The following is a 16632-nucleotide window of genomic DNA, read 5'->3' as shown; positions in this document are numbered from 1 at the left end:
ACGCGGTGACGGCGATGTGCGTCCGTGACGCCGCCACCACCAACGCCGTGCTGCGCTGGGCCAATGTCGACTGGCCGGCGTGGAGCGGCGACGGCGTGGCGGGCATGCCGATCCTGCTGAAGGACAATATCGAGACCCGCGACATGCCGACCACGGCCGGCTCGATGGCCCTGCTCAACAACGCCCCGGGCCGCGATGCGCCGCTGGTTGCGCGCCTGCGGGCCGCCGGCGCGGTCATCGTCGGCAAGACCAATCTGTCGGAGTGGGCCAACATCCGCTCGGGCGACTCCATCAGCGGCTGGAGCGCTGTCGGCGGCCTGACGCGCAATCCGCATGCGCTGGACCGCAACACCTGCGGCTCGTCCTCCGGCTCGGGCGCGGCGGTCGCCGCGGGTCTGGCGCCGGCAGCGATCGGCACCGAGACCGACGGCTCGATCACCTGCCCGGCCTCGGTCAACGGCATCGTCGGCTTCAAGCCGACCGTGGGGCTCGTCAGCCGCACCCACATTGTGCCGATCAGCCACTCCCAGGACACCGCCGGGCCGATGACACGGACCGTGCGCGACACCGCCGCAGTGCTGTCGGTGATCGCCGGCAGTGACCCGTCCGACCCGGCCACGGCCGAGGCCGACGCGCGACGGGTCGACTATGTCGCCGCCCTCGACGCCGGCAGCCTGCGCGGGGCCCGCATCGGGGTGATGCGCTTCCTCGGGGGCTACACCCCGGGCACATCCGCCCTGTTCGAGCAGACGCTGGAGGCCCTGCGCGCGGCCGGGGCCGAGCTGGTGGACATCAGCGAGGGGCCGAACCGCGGCCAGATCGGTCAGGCGGAGTTCGAGGTGCTGCTGACCGAGCTCAAGGCCGACCTGAACGCCTATCTGGCCACCACCGACCCGGCCCAGGTGCCGACGCGCACCCTGGCCGAGGTGATCGCCTTCAACGCCGCCACGCCGCGGGAAATGGCCCTGTTCGGCCAGGACCTGTTCGTGCTCGCCGAGAGCAAGGGCGGGCTCGACAGCCCCGAGTACCGGACGGCGCGCGAAACCTCCTTCCGCCTCGCCGGCCCGGAGGGCATCGACCGGCTGCTGGCCGAGCACAATGTCGTGGCCCTGATCGCGCCGACCAACAGCCCGGCCTGGAGCATCGACGTGGTCAACGGCGACAACTTCCTCGGCTCGGCCAGTCAGCTGGCGGCGGTGGCGGGCTATCCGCACCTGACGGTGCCCATGGGCTTCGTCCGCGGGCTTCCGGTGGGGCTGAGCTTCATCGGCGCACAGTGGGACGACGCCCGCATCCTGTCGCTGGGCTACAGCTTCGAGCAGGCCACGCGCGCCTTCCGCCCGGCCGGACTGGCGCGGTCGGTGGACGCCATGCCGGAAACGGCGCCGCTGCTGGCCCCGCTCAACTGAGCCGAAGGGAACCGGCCGGGCCGGCAGGGGTTTGCGCCCCATGCTGACCCGGCCGGACCGTCGCGCTTGAACGCGCTCATCGCCAACACCTTCGGCGTCGCAGCGGCCCTGTGCTCGATCGCCAGCTTCGCGCCCCAGATGCTCAAGATCTGGAAGACCCGGGACGCCTCGTCGGTGTCGCTGAAGACCTATGCCCTGACAGTGACCTGCTTCGCTCTTTGGGTGGTCTATGGCGTCCTGACCGGCGCCTGGCCGGTGACCCTCGCCAACAGCTGCGCCCTCGTCATGTCAGCCGGCGTGCTGGCGATGAAGTGGCGCTTCGGAACAAAGTCGGGCGGCTAGGCCGTCTTCGGGGCCCGCAGCAGCAGCGCCTGGCCCGCCAGCACCAGACCAAGGCCGAGGAAGGCCAGCAGGCCGAAGCGCGCGCCCTCGAACACGACGGAAATGCCCATCGCCAGCGGCGGCGTCAGGGCCGAGATGTAGGACGCCATGGCGTAGCCCCGGGCGCGGGCAAGCCAGAAATAGAGCCCGAAGGCCACGACCGAGCCCAGCACCGACAGGTGCAGCAACGACAGCACATAGGTCCAGGTCGGCTCGAAGCTGAAGGGCGTCCCGGCGATCAGGGCGTAGACCAGCAGGAAGCCGACGCCCCAGGCCATGGCCCAGCCGGTCATGGGAAGGACGGCCCCGCCGACCTGCTGGCCCCGCCAGGCGAACAGATTGCCGATCCCGGCGGCCAGCACGGCCAGCAGGGCGAGGCCGAGACCGACCATGGCGCGCGCCTCCATCTCGGCGCGCATGAGCTCGGCCCCGAACATCGCCCCCACGCCGAGCAGGCCCAGAAAGGCGCCCAGCCAGGCCAGCCGCGCCGCCTTCTGGCGCAGGATCAGCCGGAACAGCGCCAGGTTGAGGAAGGCGAGGCCGGCGAACACTACCGCCACCACCGCCGAGGCGATGCGCTCCTCGGCCCAGTAGACGAAGGCGTAGTCGATGGCGAAGGTGAACAGCCCCTGCCCTGCCGCCGCCATATGCTGCGCCGGAGTCAGCTTCAGCGACCGCCCGGTCAGGAGGCAGAACCCCATGAGGACCACAGCCGCGAGGCCGAAACGGTAGACGATGCTGGCGATCGGATCGACCGCGCCCAGCTGCAAGGTGATGGCGTACCAGGTCGTGCCCCAGATCAGGGCGCAGACGATCACCGCGCCGAGCGCGAGAGAGGACGGAACGGACTTCATGACCGCGCGCCTAGCACGCGACCAGGACGCCGTCGCCTCACGCTGTCAGACAGGCTGTTTCAGGCGCGAAGCTTGAGGGCCAGCCGGGTCTCCGGCGACACGCCCTGATAGACCGTCGGCGCGCCGAGACGCAGGCGGGCGCGCACCGCCTCGAGCGGCTCGGCAAATAGGGCCTCGTAGTCCAGCGCCGGCAACCAGGCCGCCTTGCGCCCCAGCCTGTAGGCCTGAAGCACCGCGCGGCGGGCCGGAACGGACCGGTTCTCGCGCTGGATTTCCCGCGCCGCGCCCCAGCCGATGAAGGCGAAGCCGAGGTTGCCGGTCTGGGCATAGGAAAAGGCCACGACGCAGGCCTCCCCGAGCGCGTCGGTCTCGTACCCGGTCAGCACATGCCAGATGTCGTGCACGTCGCGAATGCGGCGCGAGTACCACATCACGGGATGCGGCAGATCCACCGCGTCCGCCGCCACCTTGCGGGCCTCATCCGCCAGCGCCTCGGCAGTGAAGCCGCGCGCCTCGCGGAAGGCGCGATAGGTCGCCCCGACCGTTCCGGGCGCGAACTGCGCCAGCCAGACCGGGTCGTCGAGCTTCGCCGCCAGCTCGGCCCGAAGGAAGGCCTGACGCCCGCCCTCGACCGTGCCGATCATGCGCTGGTAGCCACGGGCGATCGAGCCGCCGGACAGGGCGCGCATGATCTCGAAAACCTGGGCGGTGTCTTCCTTGTTGCGCACGAGCCGCCGGAACGCCTGGAAGGCCCGGAGCGGCTGGATCGGCGGCGCACGGAACGGGGTCAGGGCGGGGTCGATCGCGGTCATGGCCGCATTGTAGCGCGGCGGGCGCTCTGCGAGAACGGGGATCGATGCTGAAGAAACGCTCGTTCCTGCTGGCCGGCCACGCCACCTCGGTGGCGCTCGAGCCCGAGTTCTGGGCCGTGCTGGACCGCATGGCCGAGGCGGCCGGCGAGAGCCGCGCCGGCTTCATGGCGCGGCTGGATGCGGCGCGCGGCCGCCAGCCACTGGCGTCCACGTGCCGGACGACCGCGCTCGCCTGGGCCCTGGCTCAGCCGGCCGCGTCGGTCGACGGCGGCGCGGCCGGCGCCGGGGTCTCCGGCATGTCCGGCGTCGGGACCGAAGGCAGCTCTGGCGCCTGAATGTCCACGTCGATCTCGGCGGTCGGCACCTCCGGCGCCGGGGCCCGGCCGGTGTAGACGAGGAAGCCGATCACCGCGACGAGCACGAGCAGCCCGCCAACGATGAAGGCGATCGCTGATCCGCCGCCCCGTGAAGGCGTGTTGACGGTGGTGTGCACGTTCGGGCGGTCGTCCGGGCGGGGCTCGGTTCGGGGCGGGAGGTTCGGGTCGGTCATCGGGCTTTCCGGGTTGACGAGGCCTCTGCCGAACCGCGGGGCCCGTGCTCCGGTTCCGTCCCCTGCACCGAGCCTCGCGGAACGGCGATTGACAGTCCGCCTCGCCGGCGCATTGTGACCCGGGGCATGGAGGGAGCACGAAGATCATGCCGGACAGGACTCTCGTGGCGGCTGCGGTCGTTGGCGGCCTTCTCGCGGCCGGCCTGGCCGGCGCCGGGGCCTTCATCGGCTCGGGCATCGTCAACGCCCAGACCGGCAATCGCCAGGTCACCGTCCGCGGCCTCGCCGAGCGCGACGTGGTCGCCGACCTCGCCGTGCTGAACCTCAGCTTCCGGGCAGCCAATGATGATCTCCCCGCGGCGCAGGGCAAGATCGACCGCGACCTCGCCCTCGTGCGCAGCTTCCTGACCCGTCAGGGCTACCCGGACGACGCCGTCAGCATCGGCCGGCTGCAGGTGCTGGACACCCGGGCGCGGGAGTACGGCTCCACCGACAACGTCGTCCGCTTCATCCTGACCCAGTCGGTGACGGTGCGGACCACCGATGTGCAGCGCGTGGCCCAGACCGAGCGCGCCCTCAACGATCTGGTGCGGGACGGCGTGCAGCTCGATTTCTCGGCCCCCACCTACGTCTTTACCCGGCTCAACGAGATCCGGCCCGAGATGATCGCCGCCGCCACCGCCTCGGCCCGCACCGGCGCCGAGCAGTTCGCCCGCGACTCCGGCACGTCGCTGGGCCCGATCCGGCAGGCGACCCAGGGCTCGTTCGAGATTCTCGCCCGCGAGGACATCGACAGCGAACCTGCGGCCCTCAACAAGCGCGTCCGGGTGGTGGCGACGGTCAGTTACCAGCTGCGCTGAGACGCGACGCTGACATCCCGCGTCGTGCCCCTTATGTTCCGGGCATGAGTCTCCCCGACAGCCCCGCCTCCCGCATCTCGGACCTCGCCCGCGCCGCGCCGCCGCCGGCCGCCGCCGACTATCTCGCCGGGCTCAACCCCGAGCAACGCCGGGCGGTCGAGACGACCGAGGGGCCGGTGCTGGTGCTGGCCGGGGCCGGCACGGGCAAGACCCGCGTGCTGACCACCCGCCTGGCCCATATCCTCGCCACGGGACGCGCCCGGCCGTGGGAGCTGCTGGCGGTCACCTTCACCAACAAGGCGGCGCGGGAGATGCGCGAGCGCATCACCCATCTGATCGGCCCGGCGGCCGAGGGCCTGCGCTGGCTCGGCACCTTCCACGCCATCGCCGCCCAGATCCTGCGCCGGCACGCCGAGCTGGTCGGGCTCAAGCCCAGCTTCACCATCCTCGACACCGACGACCAGGAGCGGCTGCTCAAGCAACTCCTCGAGGCCGACAACATCGACACCAAGCGCTGGACGCCGCGCTCGCTGGCGAGCCAGATCGACCACTGGAAGAACCGCGGCTGGACCCCGGACAAGCTGCCGCCCGGCGAGGACTTCGCCAATGGCAAGGGCCAGCGCCTGTACGCCGCCTATCAGGCGCGGCTGGTCACCCTGAACGCCTGCGACTTCGGCGACCTGCTGCTACACAACCTCACGATCCTCTCGCAACATGCGGATGTCGCAGAGGAATATCGACGTCGCTTCCGCTACATCCTCGTCGACGAGTACCAGGACACCAACGTCGCCCAGTACTTGTGGCTACGCCTGCTGACCTCCTCGACCGGCAACGTCTGCTGCGTCGGCGACGACGACCAGTCGATCTACGGATGGCGCGGGGCCGAAGTCGACAACATCCTGCGCTTCGAGCGCGACTTTCCCGGCGCCGCCGTCGTCAGACTCGAGCGCAACTATCGCTCGACGAAGCATATTCTGGGTGCGGCCTCCGGCCTGATCGCGGCCAATCGCGACCGGCTGGGCAAGACGCTGTGGACCGAGGACCAACCGGGCGAGAAGGTTCAGGTGCGCGGCGTCTGGGACGGCGAGGCCGAGGCGCGCCTGATCGGCGACGAGATCGAGACGGCGCGCCGTGCAGGCCGCAAATACAAGGACATGGCAGTCCTTGTTCGCGCGTCCTTCCAGATGCGGGCGTTCGAGGAACGCTTCGTCATGCTGGCCATCCCCTATGCGGTGATCGGCGGGCCGCGCTTCTTCGAGCGCGCCGAGATCCGCGACGCCCACGCCTATCTGCGCCTGATCCAGTCCGAGGACGACGACCTCGCTTTCGAGCGCATCGTCAACACGCCCAAGCGCGGGGTCGGCGACACCTCGGTGCAGAAGGTGCTGCAGATTGCCCGCGCCCAGGGCGTCTCGGCCATGACCGCCGTGCGCGCCCTGATCGGCTCCGACGAGCTGCAGGCGCGCACCCGCACGGCCCTCGCCACCTTCGTGCGCGACCTCGACCGCTGGCGTGCGCTGGCCGGCAACGCCCCGCACTGGGAGCTGGCCGAGACGGTGCTGGAGGAGAGCGGCTACACCGACATGCAGCGCGCCGACCGCACCTCGGGCCAGACCCGGCTCGACAACCTCAAGGAGCTGATCCAGTCGATGCAGGCCTTCGACAGCCTGTCGGCCTATCTGGAGCATGTCTCGCTGGTGCTCGACCTCGACCGCGGCGCCGGGGAGGACGCGGTGCAGATCATGACCCTGCACGGGGCCAAAGGGCTGGAGTTCCCGCTGGTCTTCCTGCCGGGCTGGGAGGAAGGCGTCTTCCCCAGCCAGCGCTCGATCGACGAGAAGGGCGAGAAGGGCCTCGAGGAGGAGCGCCGCCTCGCCTATGTCGGCGTCACCCGGGCCCGGGAGGACGCCCGCATCAGCTTCGCCGCCAACCGCCAGGTCTACGGCCGCTGGACCAGCCAGCTGCCCAGCCGCTTCGTCGACGAGCTGCCGCCGGACCATGTCGAGGCCCGCAGCGAGACCGGCTACTACGGGGCCCAGCCCGGCCTGCGCGAGGCGCGCAGCCGCTGGGACGAGGCCCCCAGCTTCGGCGCGGGCTACGGCTCGCCCGGGTGGAAACGCGCCCAGTCCTTCACCTCGACCCAGACGCCCCGGCCCGCCCATGCCCGGCACACGGTGATCGAGGGCGAAGGGCGGCTGATCGCCACCGCCGACCCGGCGGCGGCCTCGGGCTGGTCGCGCGGCGACCGGGTGTTTCACCAGAAGTTCGGCTACGGCGCCGTGCGCGCCGTCGAGGGCAACAAGCTGGTCGTCGCCTTCGACAAGGCGGGCGAGAAGAAGGTCATCGACACCTTTGTGGAGAAGGTGGCCGGCTGATTGGCCCTCCAGCCCGGTCGGGTGTAGCTTCCCCGCATGGCTGACGGCGCGCTGACCCTGAACCTCGACGAGGAGACCGCACGCGAGCTGGCGCGGCGGGCCAGGGCGCTCGGGCTGACGCCCGAGGCTGCGGCGCTGAAACTGCTGACCCAGGCGATGCTGGAAGACCCGGTCGCGTTCGACGGGCGCGTTGATCATGCCGCCAATCACGATCTCCACGAGCCCGGACGCCCTTGGGCCGAAGTCCGGAGAGAGATGACCGCGCGCCTCGAAGAGGCTCTGGCCAAACGCGGATGAAGGTGCGCCTGTCTCGCCGGGCGGAGCGGGACCTCGCTGCACAGGTGGACTGGCTCGCACAACGCTCGCCACCCGCCGCTCGCCGGGCGCTGGCCCAGATTCTCGGCGTCATCGACCTGCTCGAAGAACACCCCCTCATCGGCGCCGCCACATCCCGAGGGTGGCGGGAAAAGGCTGTCCGGTTCGGCCGCGATGGATACGTGGTCTGCTATGTCGTTCGGAGTGACGACCTGCTGGTCGTGCGGATCTTTCACAGTCGGCAAGAGCGCCGGACGCCAAAGGTTCGTTAACCTCGTCGTTCGACCTTTCGGCCGTGCGCGCCGCCCCTTCCCCCCTGTCCGTGACCGCGCCCCCCGCCCCGCCGTGGTGGGAGCAGGCCGCGGCCGGCTTTGTGGTGATCATGCTGACGGGCGCCTTCGTCGGGCCGGTGTTCGCCCCGACGCAGGAGGAGACGCCGATCCTGCGGCTGGTCTGGCTGCCGGTGTTCGCCGTCATCGCCGGCCTGTTCCTGCGCCGGCTTGATCGCATCGTCCGCGCCTGGCCCGCCCTGCTGCTGCTGGTGCTGACGGTGTTGCTGGCCTTCGCCTCGAAGTGGTGGTCGATCGATGCGGCCACGACCCAGCGCCGGGTCATCGCCCTGGCCATGGCCGGCGCCTTCGCCGTCTATCTGGGCAGCGTCTATCGCGGCGTGGCCCTGCCCCGCCTGATCGCCTGCGCCGGCCTGCTGATGGCGGTCGGCAGCCTCGTCTTCGTCCTGGCCTTCCCGGCCATCGGCATCCACCGTGAGGTGAACGACGGCCTGTGGCGGGGGATGTGGTACGAGAAGAACCAGATGGGCCAGGTGATGGTCTGCGTCTCGGTCGCCGCCGCCGCCTGGCTGGCGGTCGGTGACCGCGCCTGGCGGTTCGCGGCGCTCACCCTCGTGCTGGCGACCTTCCTGATGGTCATGACCCAGTCGAAAACGTCCCTGCTCTGCTGGCTGATCGGCGTCGGCCTTGTCGGCGCGGTCTGGGCGGCGCGCCAGGGCGGGGCGGTCATGGGCGTGCTGGCCGTCTGGGGCGCCACCTTCGCCGCCATCGTCGTCGGGATCGCCTTCACCCTCGAGGGGCCGACGATCCTCGTGGCGCTCGGCAAGGACCCGTCGCTGACCGGCCGCACCGACATCTGGGCGGCGCTGATGGACATGGTCGCCGAGCGACCGTGGACCGGCTATGGCTACGCCGCCTTCTGGACGCGCACCTCCGTGCCGGCGGACATCATCCAGGCGCAGACCGGGTGGCTTGTTCCATCGGCGCACAACGGCTGGATCGACCTGCTGGTCCAGGTCGGCTGGCCGGGCGCGGTCCTCGTCGCAACCATCTTCCTCATCGGCTTCACCGGAACCGTGGCGCGGCTGCGCACGACCGGCCTCACCGAGGGCGGCTTCAGCCTCGCCTACCTCGCCATTGTCCTGACGCTCAGCCTGTCGGAGTCGGTGCTGATGCACCATCAGGACCTCGCCTGGGTGATGGTGCTGGCGATTGTGGCGCGCGGGACGATGATGCTCGGCTATCCGGTCCCGACCGCGGTTGCGCCGGACCTCCGCCCGGCCTACCAGACCCCCTCCCGAATCGCCGCATTGTCTGGTCATGGCCAAGCCCGCCGAAGTTCCGTCCCTGTTCGACCTGCCCTCGGCAACGCCCTCCGCCCCGGCGGCTGAGGCGACGCCTGCGCCTGCAGTTGAGCCGGCGGCGCCTGCGCCGACCCCCGCGCCTCCCCCAGCCCCGCCTGCCCCCCCTGCCCCCGCCGGAGCCGAGGGCTACTCGGCCTCGTCGATCGAGGTGCTCGAGGGCCTCGAACCGGTGCGAAAGCGGCCGGGCATGTACATCGGCGGCACCGATGAGCGGGCCCTGCACCATCTGTTCGCCGAGGTGCTGGACAACGCCATGGACGAGGCCGTGGCCCGCCATGCCAAGCGGATCGAGGTCCATCTCGACGCCGAGGGCTATCTGTCGGTGCGCGACGACGGCCGGGGCATTCCGGTCGACCCGCATCCGAAGCACCCGGGCAAGTCGGCGCTCGAGGTGGTGATGACCGTGCTGCACTCGGGCGGCAAGTTCTCGGGCAAGGCCTATGAGACCTCCGGCGGCCTGCACGGCGTCGGTGTCTCGGTGGTCAACGCCCTGTCCGAGCGGCTGGAGGTCATGGTCTGGCGGGACGGGTTCGAATGGCGCCAGGCCTTCTCCCGCGGCCATGTGCTGGGCCCCGTCGAGCAGGCCGGCCCGTCGCGGAAGCGCGGCACCCTGGTGCGCTTCCGGCCGGACGAGGAGATCTTCGGCGTCGGCGCGGCGTTCAAGCCGGCCCGCCTGTTCCGCATGGCCCGCTCCAAGGCCTATCTGTTCCGCGGCGTCGAGATCCGCTGGACCTGCGCCGCCGAGCGGATCACGGACCAGACCCCGACCGAGGCCGTGCTGCACTTCCCGGGCGGACTTGCCGACGCCCTCGCAGAGCGGATCGGCGAGGTGGAGACGGTCACCCCCGCCTTCGCCGGCCGCGTCGAGCGCCAGGGCGAGGCGGGCGCGGTCGAATGGGCCGTGACCTGGACCGCCGCCGGTTTCGGCGAGGCCGACGGCTTCGTCAGCTCCTACTGCAACACCGTGTCGACGCCCGACGGCGGCACCCATGAGGCCGGCTTCCGCGCTGCCCTGGTCAAGGGGCTCAAGGCCTATGGCGAGCTGACCGGCGAGAAGCGCGCCGGCCTGATCACCGCCGAGGACGTCATCGCCAACGCCGGGGCCCTGATCAGCGTCTTCATCCGCAATCCCGAGTTCCAGGGCCAGACCAAGGACAGGTTGTCTTCGCCCGAGGGGCAACGGCTGGTCGAGCAGCTGCTGCGCGATCCCTTCGACCACTGGCTGACCGAGAGCCCGAAGCAGGCCAACACCCTGCTCGGCTTCATCATCGAGCGGGCCGAGGAACGGCTCAAGCGTCGCAAGGACAAGGAGGTCCAGCGCGCCGCCGCCACCCGCAAGCTGCGGCTGCCCGGCAAGCTGGCCGACTGCACCCGTCAGGCGGCCGAGGGCACCGAGCTGTTCATCGTCGAGGGGGACTCGGCCGGCGGCTCGGCCAAACAGGCCCGTGACCGCAACACCCAGGCCATCCTGCCCCTGCGCGGCAAGATCCTGAACGTCGCTTCGGCCACCGCCGACAAGCTGCGGCAGAACCAGGAACTGTCGGACCTGGCGCTGGCGCTGGGCGTCCAGCCCGGCAGCCGCTTCCGTCTCGAGGACCTGCGCTACGAGCGCATCGTCATCATGACCGACGCCGACGTCGACGGGGCCCACATCGCCGCCCTGCTGATCACCTTCTTCTACCGCTCCATGCCGGAGGCGATCCGCCAGGGCCGGGTCTTCCTCGCCCTGCCGCCGCTCTACCGGATCCAGGCCGGCGCCCTGTCGGAGTACGCCCGCGACGACGCGCACCGCGACGAGCTGCTGGCCACGGTGTTCAAGGGGCGCAAGGTCGAGATCGGCCGCTTCAAGGGCCTCGGCGAAATGATGGCGTCCCAGCTCAAGGAGACGACCATGGACCCGAAGAAGCGCACGCTGGCGCGGGTCACTCTGCCCGCCTCCGAGGAGGAGATCGAGGACCTGGTCGAGCGCCTGATGGGCCGCAAGGCCGAGGCCCGCTACCAGTTCATCCAGGAAAACGCCCGCTTCGCCACGGCGGACCTGGACGTCTGATCAACAGGGCGTGGGCGCACCGAAGCGCCTGACCTCAGCCCGCGCGCCCTCCGGCGCAAGCGTGACGATCGTCAGGCGGTCGTACTCGCATTCCGGCATATCGTCGGCCTCAGCCCCGAGCGCCCGGACGATCAGCGGCACCGTATTGCTGTGCCCGACCACGAGGGCGTGATCCCCGGGCTCCAGCGCTGCCAGCAGGGCGACCGTAGCGGCTACCTGGCGGGAGACCCCGTCCGTCAGCGGCACGGCCACGGAGCGTCGACCAAACCGCTCAACCGTCGGGGTCGCCGTCTGGTGCGTGCGCCGCAGATCGCTTGTCAGAATCAGGTCAGGCGCGGCCCCCAGACTCTCCGCCAGCACGGCGGCGCGGACATGTCCGGCGGCCGAGAGCCCCGGATCGGCCGAAGGCCCGTCGCGCTCGGCGTGCCGGACCACCACAACGGTCTGCGCCTGAACCGCGGTCGCAGTGGTCAAGCCGATGACCAACGCTGCGAGCGCCCGCTTAGGGCGAGACATCATCAGCGGCCGCGCACCAGCTGGTTGGTCACCCGGCGGCCGAGAGGATCGCGCGAGGTCCAGCGGGCGCCGACCTCGCCCTCGATCATCGGCGTGCAGAAGCGGCGGATCATCATGATCGACGGTGTGATGTCGTTCAGGCAGATGCGGTCGCCCTCGACCCGCCAGCGGCCCGAGATCTCGCGCCCGCTGGAAAACAGGGCCCGGTAACGGCCGTCCGGTTCGAACCAGTGGCGGACCCAGCCGCCGTCCGGATACTCCGACACGACCGTATTGCCGAAGGCCGGCTCCAGATCGGGGCTGGCCGAGGCCGGCTCCGCCAGACCGACGCTTGCAGCCGCCGCCAACCCGGCCAGAGCCCGGGCGCATGCTGTTGATCGCATTCTGAGCCTCCCTCTCCCGCCGCAACTGTTAACAGATGTTCATGATCCGCCAATAGGGGCTGGCCCGGAGTAATACTTGACTTTTGCGTGGGGATTTCCCTATAGCCCCGCAGCCTTTGGGACAGGATGGCGAGTCGCGCCGCCCGCACGCCCCCGGACAAACGGGCGGTTCCGACAGGCCGACAGGGCGTTCCGATGCGCGGAGCGTCCGGATATCCGCTCTCGTCCCGAAGGACTTCATGACCGAATTCTCCAGCCTGGGTCTGTCTCAGACGACCCTCGCCGCCGTGGCCGCTACCGGCTACACCACCGCCACCCCCATCCAGGAACAGGCCATCCCCGTCGCCCTCGCCGGCCGGGACGTGCTGGGCATCGCCCAGACCGGCACCGGCAAGACGGCCGCCTTCACCCTGCCGATGATCGACCGGCTGCAGTCGGGCCGCGCCCGGGCCCGCATGCCGCGCGCCCTGGTGCTGGCTCCGACCCGCGAACTGGCGGACCAGGTGGCCTCCTCGTTCGAAAAGTACGCCAAGGGCACCAAGCTGAATTGGGTCCTGCTGATCGGCGGCGTTTCGATGGGCGACCAGGTGGCGGCCCTGAACAAGGGCGTCGACGTCCTGATCGCCACCCCGGGCCGCCTGCTGGACCTGTTCGAGCGCGGCAAGATGCTGCTGACCGGGGTTGAGCTGATGGTGGTCGACGAGGCCGACCGCATGCTCGACATGGGTTTCATCCCCGACATCGAGCGGATCTTCAAGCTGACGCCGCCGCGGCGCCAGACCCTGTTCTTCTCGGCCACCATGCCGCCGGAGATCACCCGGCTGACGCAGCAGTTCCTCAAGGATCCGACCCGGATCGAGGCCTCGCGTCCGGCCATGACGGCGGATACCATCACCCAGTACGTCGCGCCGATCCCCTCGTCGGACCCCAAGGCCAAGCGCGAGGCGCTGCGGGCCCTGATCCGGCGCTCCGAAGTCAACAACGGCATCGTCTTCTGCAACCGCAAGTCGGAAGTCGATGTGGTCGCCAAGTCGCTGAAGACGCACGGCTTTGACGCCGCGCCGATCCATGGCGACCTCGACCAGTCGATGCGCATGAAGACGCTGGCCGCCTTCCGCGCCGGCGAGCTGAAGCTGCTGGTGGCCTCCGACGTCGCCGCCCGCGGGCTCGACATTCCCGAGGTCAGCCACGTCTTCAACTACGACGTGCCGCACCACGCCGACGACTATGTGCACCGCATCGGGCGGACCGGCCGCGCCGGCCGCACCGGCGAGGCCTACATGATCGTGACCCCCGCGGACGAGAAGTCCTACGACAAGGTCCTCAAGCTCACTCGCAAGACCCCGGAAACCCTCACGCTCGATACTGCTGCGCCGGCTGGCCGGCCCGAGCGAGACGGCCGTCGCCGCCGCGAGCGGGCGCCGGAGGCCGAGGCTGATATCGCCACGCCAGCGCCGGCCGAGGCCGTCGCTCCGGCCAACGATGCGGAAGACGCCCCGCGCCGGCGGGATCGCGACCGGGCGCGCCGCGCGCCGAAGGACCGGCCGGGGGCCGATGTCGCCCCGGTCGAGGCGGCCCCGCAGGCCGCTGCCGCCACCGAAAGCGACCGCCCGGCCCGGAGCGCGCCGCCGCGGGAGCGTGGCGGAAGCCGGGGCGGACGCCCTGCACCCGAATCGGCCGCAGTGCCTGCCGGGCGGGGCTTTGGCGACGACGTGCCCGCCTTCCTGCGGCGTCCCGTGCGAATTCGATCCTGATTTCGACGTTCGATTAAGGCCGTGTTAGACGCCCCGGCCTAAGGTCTACGTAAGACCCCTTAGGGAGCGGCGTGTGTCGAAAAGCCAGATCGAGACGGATCTCCGGGGTCCGCAGGCCTTCGAGCTTGCGCGCCGGGCGCTCGAGCAGATGCAGGCGGCCGGAGTCTGGCCGACCCCGCTGAACTTCGAGCTCTGGCTGCACTATGTCGGCGATCCCAACGGCGCGCTCGGTCAGGAGATCGGGCGGCTGGTGGCGGACCATCAGCCGTTCACCGAGGCGGCGGCGGAAGATCTTGCAGCGCGTTATCTGTCGCGCACCCGCCTGTCGGACGAGATCCGTGACGCGGGCGCCGTCCTGAACCGTGAACTGAGCACGGTCTCCCAGGCCATCGCCGAGGCCCAGTCCTCGCAGAAGGCCTACGGCGAAACCCTGGCCGCGGCCTCGGGCCAGATCGAGACTGCAGAAGCCGCCGACGGCCTGGCCTCGGTCGTGCGTTCCCTGTCGGCCGCCACCGAAAAGGTGCGCGGCGAAAACGCGGCGCTGGAACGGCGGCTCGAAGATTCGGTGCAGGAGGTATCCCGCCTGCGCGAGCACCTGGAGCAGGTCCGGCGTGACGCCATGACCGACGCCCTCACCAACCTCGCCAACCGCAAGGCGTTTGACGAGGCGCTCGACCAGGCCTGCGCCGAGGCCGGCCGCAGCGGCGCGCCCCTGACGCTTGCGGTGCTCGATATCGACCACTTCAAGCGCTTCAACGACACCTGGGGTCATCAGACCGGCGACCAGGTGATCCGCTATGTGGCGAGCGTGCTCGGCCGCGTCGCCAAGACGCCGCGCACCGCCGCCCGCTACGGCGGCGAGGAGTTCGCGCTGATCTTCCCCGGCGAGGCCCCCGAAGGCGTAGCCGCCGTCCTCAATGAGGTGCGCGAGGAGATCGCCTCCCGCCAGCTGCGCCGCCGCTCGACCAATCACGAGCTGGGCACCATCACCGTTTCCGCTGGCCTCGCGGAGCTGCGCGCGGGCGAAGCCCCGACCGCCCTGATCGAGCGGGCCGACCAGGCCCTTTACGCCTCCAAGAAGCGCGGACGGAACTGCGTCACCGACGCCCGGACGGTCGACGGCCAGCAGGCCGCCTGACCCACCCCGTGCGCAGCCTCGCCTTCAATATCGCCTACTGGATCCTGTCGATCGGCTACGGCCTTACGGCCGCTTTCGCCGCGCTCGCCCCCGGCCGGGCGCTGACCAGTCGCGTCATCCGCCAGTACGTGCGCCGCATGGTGCAGGCCATGCGGCTGTTCGCCGGCATCCGCATCGAGGTGCGCGGCCGCGAGCGCCTGCCGGACGGGGCTTTCATCATCGCCTCCAAGCACCAGAGCTGGGGCGACGGCTTCGCCACCTACGACCAGTTCGACGACCTCGCCTTCGTCACCGGTGACCATCTGGAAAAGTTCCCGCTGCTGTCGACGGTGCTGCGCAAGCTCGGGGCGATCGTCGTCAACAACTGCGGCGGCCACCGGGCGCGCGAGGCGCTCAAGGCCCGCGCCGCCGACGCCCACGCCGAGGGGCGACGCATCCTGATCTTCCCGGAAGGCAATCTGGCGAAGGTGGGCGAGAAGTTCCGCTATCGCTCCGGCGTCTGGCACATGGCGCGGGACTTCGACCTGCCGGTCGTGCCGGTCGCCACCAACCTCGGCCTGTTCTGGCCGCAGGAAGCCTTCGAGAAGCATCCGGGAACCGCCACGCTGGAGTTTCTCGCCCCGATCCCGCCCGGCCTGCCGAAGGAGGCCTTCCTGGCGCAGCTGGAGGCGGCCATCGAGGGGCGCACGGCGGAGCTGGTGGCCGAGGCCACCGGCCGTCCGGTCACGCCCGCGGTGCAGGTGCCCACGCCCGACGAACTGCGCCGGGCCGCGGCCAGCTAGCTCGCCGCCGGGACGATGGTGACGCTCTCGCCACAGCCGCAGGCGTCGGTCTGGTTGGGGTTGCGGAACACGAACTTCGAGGCCAGCCGGTCGGTGACATAGTCGATCTCGGTGCCGATCAGGAACAGCACCGCCTTCGGCTCCACCAGCACGGTGACGCCCTTGTCCTCGACCACCTCATCCAGCGGCGCGACGGCCTCGGCATAGGCGAGGGTGTACTCCTGCCCCGCGCAGCCGCCGTTCTTCACCCCCACGCGCAGGCCGACGTAGGGCTTGTCGGCCCCGTCCATGATCTCGCGCACGCGCGTGGCGGCGGCCTCGGTCAGGGTGACGACCTTGGGGCGCGGACGGCGCGGGCGGGGAGCGGTAGCGAGCTCGGACATGGGCGTGCGGCTCCGGATCAGAACATGTTGAGCGCGAGCTTGGCCTCGTCGCTCATCTTCGAGGCGTCCCACGGCGGGTCGAACACCAGATTGACGCGGACGTCGCCGAGGCCGTCGATCTTGCGCACGGCGGCCTCGACCCAGCCGGGCATCTCGCCGGCGACGGGACAACCGGGCGCGGTCAGGGTCATGTCGATGACCACGTCGCGGTCGTCCGACACGTCAACGCGGTAGATCAGCCCCAGTTCATAGATGTCGACCGGGATCTCGGGGTCGTAGACCGTCTTCAGCGCCGCGATCATCTCGTCGGTCAGGCGCGCCAGCTCGTCCAGCGACAGGGCGCTCTTCTGCGGCGCGTCCCAGCTCTCGGCGAAGTCGGGGCTGCGGGTGATGGCGTCGGCGGGCTCGGACATCGG

General features: G+C 70.5%; 18 protein-coding genes. 12 read left to right on the top strand and 6 right to left on the bottom strand.

Annotated features, from left to right (window positions below):
* Positions 1-14: 14 nt before the first annotated feature.
* The gene (locus VGN74_RS05350) at positions 15-1409 is read left to right on the top strand and encodes an amidase (RefSeq protein WP_327446684.1); all 1395 of its coding nucleotides are present in this window, start codon (positions 15-17) and stop codon (positions 1407-1409) included.
* Between the two features lie 66 nt (positions 1410-1475).
* Entirely contained in the window at positions 1476-1751 is a 276-nt protein-coding gene (locus VGN74_RS05345; protein ID WP_327446323.1) for a SemiSWEET family sugar transporter, read from the top strand.
* Here VGN74_RS05345 and VGN74_RS05340 read toward each other — a convergent pair.
* The gene (locus VGN74_RS05340; RefSeq protein WP_327446322.1) at positions 1748-2644 is read right to left on the bottom strand and encodes a DMT family transporter; all 897 of its coding nucleotides are present in this window, start codon (positions 2642-2644) and stop codon (positions 1748-1750) included. The two genes, VGN74_RS05345 and VGN74_RS05340, sit on opposite strands and share 4 nt — an antisense overlap.
* 59 nt (positions 2645-2703) lie before the next feature.
* Positions 2704-3456 (bottom strand): Coq4 family protein, encoded by a 753-nt coding sequence (locus tag VGN74_RS05335; RefSeq protein ID WP_327446321.1) that lies wholly within the window; start codon positions 3454-3456, stop codon positions 2704-2706.
* Between the two features lie 44 nt (positions 3457-3500).
* Between VGN74_RS05335 and VGN74_RS05330 the strand changes: the two genes are divergently transcribed.
* From VGN74_RS05330 to parE, 7 genes are all read left to right on the top strand, one after another.
* Positions 3501-3791, top strand: coding sequence for a ribbon-helix-helix domain-containing protein (locus VGN74_RS05330; RefSeq protein WP_327446320.1), 291 nt, complete (start codon positions 3501-3503; stop codon positions 3789-3791).
* A 361-nt stretch (positions 3792-4152) separates the two neighbouring features.
* Entirely contained in the window at positions 4153-4866 is a 714-nt protein-coding gene (locus VGN74_RS05325) for an SIMPL domain-containing protein (RefSeq protein ID WP_327446319.1), read from the top strand.
* A gap of 44 nt (positions 4867-4910) precedes the next feature.
* Entirely contained in the window at positions 4911-7241 is a 2331-nt protein-coding gene (locus tag VGN74_RS05320) for an ATP-dependent helicase (RefSeq protein WP_327446318.1), read from the top strand.
* Between the two features lie 36 nt (positions 7242-7277).
* Positions 7278-7538, top strand: coding sequence for a hypothetical protein (locus VGN74_RS05315; protein WP_327446317.1), 261 nt, complete (start codon positions 7278-7280; stop codon positions 7536-7538).
* Positions 7535-7828: a type II toxin-antitoxin system RelE/ParE family toxin gene (locus VGN74_RS05310; RefSeq protein WP_327446316.1), complete on the top strand. Its 294-nt coding sequence runs from the start codon at positions 7535-7537 to the stop codon at positions 7826-7828. The genes VGN74_RS05315 and VGN74_RS05310 overlap by 4 nt, the downstream gene beginning before the upstream one ends.
* Before the next feature lie 50 nt (positions 7829-7878).
* Positions 7879-9237, top strand: a complete 1359-nt coding sequence (locus VGN74_RS05305; RefSeq protein ID WP_327446315.1) for an O-antigen ligase — start codon at positions 7879-7881, stop codon at positions 9235-9237.
* Entirely contained in the window at positions 9167-11260 is a 2094-nt protein-coding gene (gene parE, locus VGN74_RS05300; protein ID WP_327446314.1) for a DNA topoisomerase IV subunit B, read from the top strand. Before VGN74_RS05305 ends, parE begins: the two co-directional genes overlap by 71 nt.
* On the opposite strand, the gene VGN74_RS05295 is transcribed toward parE, so the two are convergent.
* A complete protein-coding gene (locus tag VGN74_RS05295) occupies positions 11261-11734 on the bottom strand; it encodes a phosphoglycerate mutase family protein (RefSeq protein ID WP_327446313.1) in 474 nt (157 codons plus the stop codon).
* A 44-nt stretch (positions 11735-11778) separates the two neighbouring features.
* The gene (locus tag VGN74_RS05290) at positions 11779-12159 is read right to left on the bottom strand and encodes a hypothetical protein (RefSeq protein WP_327446312.1); all 381 of its coding nucleotides are present in this window, start codon (positions 12157-12159) and stop codon (positions 11779-11781) included.
* 239 nt (positions 12160-12398) lie between these two features.
* Here VGN74_RS05290 and VGN74_RS05285 point away from each other — a divergent pair, with 239 nt between their 5' ends.
* From VGN74_RS05285 to VGN74_RS05275, 3 genes are all read left to right on the top strand, one after another.
* Positions 12399-13913 carry a DEAD/DEAH box helicase gene (locus VGN74_RS05285; RefSeq protein ID WP_327446311.1) on the top strand — a complete coding sequence of 505 codons (1515 nt, stop codon included), beginning with the start codon at positions 12399-12401 and terminating at the stop codon, positions 13911-13913.
* A gap of 73 nt (positions 13914-13986) precedes the next feature.
* Entirely contained in the window at positions 13987-15051 is a 1065-nt protein-coding gene (locus VGN74_RS05280) for a GGDEF domain-containing protein (protein WP_327446310.1), read from the top strand.
* Positions 15052-15059: 8 nt separating this feature from the next.
* On the top strand, positions 15060-15833 hold the full coding sequence (locus VGN74_RS05275) for a lysophospholipid acyltransferase family protein (protein ID WP_327446309.1): 774 nt from the start codon (positions 15060-15062) through the stop codon (positions 15831-15833).
* On the opposite strand, the gene VGN74_RS05270 is transcribed toward VGN74_RS05275, so the two are convergent.
* Together VGN74_RS05270 and VGN74_RS05265 are read right to left on the bottom strand one after the other, a co-directional pair.
* Complete coding sequence (locus tag VGN74_RS05270) at positions 15830-16216, bottom strand: iron-sulfur cluster assembly accessory protein (protein ID WP_327446308.1); 387 nt, start codon at positions 16214-16216, stop codon at positions 15830-15832. The two genes, VGN74_RS05275 and VGN74_RS05270, sit on opposite strands and share 4 nt — an antisense overlap.
* A 17-nt stretch (positions 16217-16233) precedes the next feature.
* Positions 16234-16629 carry an SUF system Fe-S cluster assembly protein gene (locus tag VGN74_RS05265; RefSeq protein ID WP_327446307.1) on the bottom strand — a complete coding sequence of 132 codons (396 nt, stop codon included), beginning with the start codon at positions 16627-16629 and terminating at the stop codon, positions 16234-16236.
* Positions 16630-16632: the final 3 nt, after the last annotated feature.

Origin of the sequence: Brevundimonas sp., assembly GCF_035998205.1 — a bacterium.
GTDB lineage: Bacteria > Pseudomonadota > Alphaproteobacteria > Caulobacterales > Caulobacteraceae > Brevundimonas.
This window is presented reverse-complemented; position numbering and strand designations above follow the sequence as displayed.

What these genes read in the sequence shown, in the direction of transcription:
- VGN74_RS05350 (WP_327446684.1), top strand. Translation starts at nt 15, where the DNA reads ATGTGCGTCCGTGACGCCGCCACCACCAACGCCGTGCTGCGCTGGGCC.
- VGN74_RS05340 (WP_327446322.1), bottom strand. Translation starts at nt 2,644, where the DNA reads ATGAAGTCCGTTCCGTCCTCTCTCGCGCTCGGCGCGGTGATCGTCTGC.
- VGN74_RS05335 (WP_327446321.1), bottom strand. Translation starts at nt 3,456, where the DNA reads ATGACCGCGATCGACCCCGCCCTGACCCCGTTCCGTGCGCCGCCGATC.
- VGN74_RS05330 (WP_327446320.1), top strand. Translation starts at nt 3,501, where the DNA reads ATGCTGAAGAAACGCTCGTTCCTGCTGGCCGGCCACGCCACCTCGGTG.
- VGN74_RS05325 (WP_327446319.1), top strand. Translation starts at nt 4,153, where the DNA reads ATGCCGGACAGGACTCTCGTGGCGGCTGCGGTCGTTGGCGGCCTTCTC.
- VGN74_RS05320 (WP_327446318.1), top strand. Translation starts at nt 4,911, where the DNA reads ATGAGTCTCCCCGACAGCCCCGCCTCCCGCATCTCGGACCTCGCCCGC.
- VGN74_RS05315 (WP_327446317.1), top strand. Translation starts at nt 7,278, where the DNA reads ATGGCTGACGGCGCGCTGACCCTGAACCTCGACGAGGAGACCGCACGC.
- VGN74_RS05310 (WP_327446316.1), top strand. Translation starts at nt 7,535, where the DNA reads ATGAAGGTGCGCCTGTCTCGCCGGGCGGAGCGGGACCTCGCTGCACAG.
- parE (WP_327446314.1), top strand. Translation starts at nt 9,167, where the DNA reads ATGGCCAAGCCCGCCGAAGTTCCGTCCCTGTTCGACCTGCCCTCGGCA.
- VGN74_RS05290 (WP_327446312.1), bottom strand. Translation starts at nt 12,159, where the DNA reads ATGCGATCAACAGCATGCGCCCGGGCTCTGGCCGGGTTGGCGGCGGCT.
- VGN74_RS05285 (WP_327446311.1), top strand. Translation starts at nt 12,399, where the DNA reads ATGACCGAATTCTCCAGCCTGGGTCTGTCTCAGACGACCCTCGCCGCC.
- VGN74_RS05270 (WP_327446308.1), bottom strand. Translation starts at nt 16,216, where the DNA reads ATGTCCGAGCTCGCTACCGCTCCCCGCCCGCGCCGTCCGCGCCCCAAG.
- VGN74_RS05265 (WP_327446307.1), bottom strand. Translation starts at nt 16,629, where the DNA reads ATGTCCGAGCCCGCCGACGCCATCACCCGCAGCCCCGACTTCGCCGAG.